The organism is Terrabacter sp. P5_B1 (assembly GCF_056400505.1).
Genome location: NZ_JBFULD010000330.1, coordinates 1 through 4,562 on the forward strand (window position 1 = coordinate 1; position 4,562 = coordinate 4,562).

A 4,562-nucleotide genomic window follows, 5' to 3' on the forward strand; every position below is an offset into this window, starting at 1 on the left:
CGGCAGGTGGGAGAGCGGTCCAGCGACCCACCCCCGTCGAGGGCCCGGAGCCGGCGGCCCGACCGGCCGCGAGCGCCTTGCTGGTCGCCGCGCCCTCGGCGGCCTCGACCTGGGCAGAGCTCGTGCCGGCCAGAGGCCCGCGGAGCGAGCCGAACCGGCCCAGCGAACCCCGCCGGCCGGCATACCTCGTCGAGCGGGGACCGCTCGTCGTGCGCTTGTGCGCCGTGCGCCCACCGGCGAGCAGGGCGCGCATCGGCGCGATGGTGTCGTTGGTGATGCGGCCCGACCACAGCAGTGACCAGAGCGCGTCGTTGAGCTCGGTGTCGCCGAGGCCGACGCGGTTCGCGAGCGCTCGGAAGAAGAAGGCGCCGCCCCCCTCGAGCGCGGCGAGCACGGCCTGCTCGTCGTCGGTGAGCTCCACGGCGTCCGGCGGGGTCAGCGTCAGGTGCGCGGCGTCGGCGAGGTGGAGGCTGACCCAGCCGTCGTCGCCCGGGAGCGACCCGTGGCCACGCCAGACGACCTCGCCGGCGCTCATCACCTCGTCGAGCAGGGCCGGACGGTAGTCGGCGACCCGTGCCGGCAGGACGAGGGACTCGAGGGCGCTCGCCGGTACGACCGCGCCGGTCAGCTGCTCGACGGCGCGAAGCAGCCCCTCACGCCCGCGCAGCCCGCCGCCGACGCCCTGCCACTGCGGCAGGAAGCGCGCGAGATCAGGCTGCGCGACGGGCTCGACCTCGTGGCGCAGCGCGGCGAGCGAGCGGCGCCGGAGCAGCCGGAGCACCTCGGCGTCGCAGAACTCCGGACCGTGGCCACCGCCGTTCTCGGTCGGGAGCAGCTCGCCCTCCACGACCCTCCCGGCGGACACGAGCCGGCGMAGGGCGTCGTGGACGACTGCCGGACCGACGCCCCACCACGCGGCAACGGTCTGGACGCCGAAGGGGCCGTGGGTGCGGGCGAACCGGGCGACGAGGTCGGCGAGCGGGTCGGGCACCGGCTCGAGAAAGGCTTGCGGCACCCCGACGGGCAGGGACGTCCCGAGCGCGTCACGGAGTCGGGCGGCGTCCTCGATGGCGGCCCAGCGGTCATCACCGCCGACACGGACGGCGATGACGCGCCTGGCTGCCTCGAGCTCCTTCAGGGCAGTCTCGACGGCGGTCGGGGCGAAGCCCTCGGCGGCGCGGGCCACGATGTCACGCACGGAGAGGGGACCGAGGACGCGCAGCAGGTCGGCGACGTCCTCGGCGTCGCGGGCGCCGCGCTCGGGTGTCAGTCGCTGGAGCTCGGCCTCGGTGCGGGCGACGGCCTCCGGGTCGAGCAGGTCACGCAGGGCGAGCGCCTCGCCCTGGCCGAGCAGCTCGGAGAGCAGCGACGGGTCGAGCGCCAGCGCCGCGGCCCGTCGCTCGGCGAGCGGGGAGTCGCCCTCGTAGAGGTACTGGGCGACGTAGCCGAAGACGAGCGACTTGGCGAAGGGGCTCGGCTGGCTCGACTCGACGTCGACGACCTTGACGGCGCGCGACCGGATGTCGCCCATCAGCTCGACGAGACCCGGCACGTCGAAGACGTCCTGGACGCACTCGCGCACGGCCTCGAGGACGATCGGGAAGCTGGGGTACTGGCTCGCCACCTCGAGCAGCTGGGCGGCCCGCTGCCGCTGCTGCCACAGGGGCTGCCGCCGGTCGGGGCGACGGCGCGGGAGGAGGAGGGCACGGGCCGCACACTCCCGGAACCTCGCTGCGAAGAGGGCCGATCCGCCGATCTCCTGCGTGACGAGGGCGCTCACCTCCTCGGGCTCGAGGGTGACGAGCTCGACGAGCTGCTGACCGATGGCCGCGCCGTCCTCGAACTCGAGGTCGGGCAGCCGGAAGACGATGCCGTCGTCGCCGTGCATGGCCTGGACGTCGATGCCGAAGCGCTCGCGCATGCGGGCCGCGACGCACAGCGCCCACGGCGCGTGGACCTGGCCCCCGAACGGCGAGAGCACGGCCACGCGCCAGTCGCCGATCTCGTCGCGGAAGCGCTCGACGACGATGGTGCGGTCGTCGGGAACGTGCCGCGTCGCCTCCTTCTGCTCCGTCAGGTAGCCGATGAGGTTGTCGGCCGCCCACTCGTCGAGCCCGGCGGCCGCGACCCGCGCCCGGGCCCGCTCGGGCGTCAGGCCGACGATCTCGCGGACGAAGCCACCGAGGGCTCGGCCGAGCTCGGCGGGCCGTCCCTGCTGGTCTCCCTTCCAGAACGGCAGCTTGCCGGCCTGACCGGGGGCCGGGGTGACCAGGACACGGTCGTGGGTGATGTCCTCGATGCGCCACGTCGACGTGCCGAGGGTGAAGACGTCGCCGACGCGGGACTCGTAGACCATCTCCTCGTCGAGCTCGCCGACCCGGCGACCGGGCCCTTCCCCCGAGGCGAGGAACACGGCATACAACCCCCGGTCGGGGATGGTGCCGCCGCTGGTCACCGCGAGGCGCTGGGCACCACGGCGCCCCGAGAGCGTGTCGGTGACCCGGTCCCAGACGATGCGCGGGCGCAGCTCGGCGAACTCGTCGGAGGGGTAGCGGCCGGCGAGCATGTCGAGCGTCGCCTCGAGGACCGAGCGCGGCAACGAGGCGAAGCTCGCCGCCCGGTGGACGAGCGCCTCGACGTCGGCGATGGTCCAGTCGTCCATGGCACACATCGCGACGACCTGCTGGGCCAGGACGTCGACCGGGTTGGCCGGGACGCGGAGCGACTCGATGGCGCCGGCGCGCATGCGCTCGACGACGACGGCGGTCTGCACGAGGTCGCCGCGGAACTTCGGGAACATCACGCCCTGGCTCACGGCGCCGACCTGGTGCCCGGCGCGGCCGACGCGCTGCAGGCCGCTCGCGACCGATGGCGGGCTCTCGACCTGGATGACGAGGTCGACGGCCCCCATGTCGATGCCGAGCTCGAGGCTGCTCGTTGCGACGACGGCAGGCAGCCGGCCGGCCTTGAGGTCCTCCTCGATGGTGGCGCGGTGCTCCTTGCTGACCGAGCCGTGGTGGGCACGGGCGAGCACCGCGGGCGCGCCGCGGGAGGAGCCGGCCTGGGCCATGACCTGCGCCGGTGGCTGCGTCGAGAGCGCCGCGAGGCTCGGCACGGGCAGGCCCTCCTCCTCGGCGAGCCGCTCCTCCCAGATCTCGTTGAGGCGGGACGTCAGCCGCTCGGCGAGGCGGCGCGAGTTGGCGAAGACCAGGGTCGACCGGTGCTCGGCGATGAGGTCGACGATGCGCTCCTCGACGTGCGGCCAGATGCTCGCCTGCGGAGCGTTGCCCGCGGCCGGTCCCGACAGGTCGGGCACGCCCGGCGAGATCTCGGCCGCCGACCCCGACAGCTCGCCCATGTCGGGGACGGGCACGACGACGTCGAGCTCCCACTGCTTCGTCGACTTCGGCTGGACGATCTCGACGGGCCGCCCACCGGCGAGGTAGCGCGCTACCTCCTCCACCGGACGCACGGTCGCCGAGAGCCCGACCCGCTGGGCCGGCTTGGGCAGCAGGGCGTCGAGCCGCTCGAGGCTGAGGGCGAGGTGCGCGCCGCGCTTGGTGCCGGCGACGGCGTGGACCTCGTCGAGGATGACGGTCTGGATGCCCTTGAGGGCCTCACGCACCGAGGAGGTGAGCATGAGGAAGAGCGACTCGGGCGTCGTGATGAGGATGTCGGTGGGCGTGCGGGCGAAGGCGCGGCGCTCGTTGGCCGGGGTGTCGCCCGAGCGGACGCTGACGGTGATGTCGGGCGGCGGCAGCTCGAGGCGAGTGGCGGCGTGGCCGATGCCGACGAGCGGGGCGCGCAGGTTGCGCTCGACGTCGACGGCGAGCGCCTTCATCGGCGACACGTAGAGCACCCGGCAGCGCTCGAGCCGCTCCTCGGGCACCGGCTCGCTCGCCATGCGGTCGATCGCCCAGAGGAAGGCCGACAGCGTCTTGCCCGAGCCGGTCGGGGCGACGACGACGGTGTGGTGGCCCGAGCTGATCGCGTCCCATGCCCCCGCCTGGGCGGTCGTGGGCGCGCTGAAGCTGCTCCGGAACCACTCGGCGGTCGCAGGAGAGAAACGGTCGAGCACGTCGGCCCGCTTGCCTTTCGCCATCGAGCTCAGCCTGCCATCCCGCACCGACATCCCCCAGTCGGCACCGCGCGGCTGCGTTGCTGCGTCGGATCCGGCTCCCCTCGGCTCAGCGGGCGACCTCGCGGTGCGAGCCGTCGAGGCGTCGCGTCCATCCCCGACCGTCGAGGTGCTCGAGCAGCGGGATGACGATGCGGCGGGTGCTGTCCAGGGCCTTGCGGGCGTCGCTGGTGGTGAATGGCTGTGGCAGCGCCGCGAGCTGGCGCATGGCGAGCGCCGGCGCGTTCGGCAGCAGGACGACGTCACCGGGCAGCCTGAGGATGCGGCCGTTGCCCTCGGCGGCTGCGAGCTCGCGCGGCCCGAGGCCGGCGGCGTCGAGCTCGTGCTGCTCCGGCGCCGTGAACGGGCTGCGCCGCAGCCGTTCCTCGATCCTGCTCAGGGCGGCCTCGGGCCCGCTCGCAAGGACCGCGGCGCGGCCCGGGAG

2 protein-coding genes are annotated in these 4,562 nt (G+C 74.3%); both read right to left on the reverse strand.

Annotated features, from left to right (window positions below; genetic code table 11):
* On the reverse strand, positions 1–4,102 hold a 4,102-nt coding region (locus AC1DP0_RS18425), incomplete at its 3' end, for a DNA glycosylase AlkZ-like family protein (protein ID WP_478087251.1).
* Between the two features lie 85 nt (positions 4,103–4,187).
* Positions 4,188–4,562: SelB domain-containing protein (locus AC1DP0_RS18430; RefSeq protein WP_478087253.1), on the reverse strand; the 375-nt coding region annotated here is incomplete at its 5' end.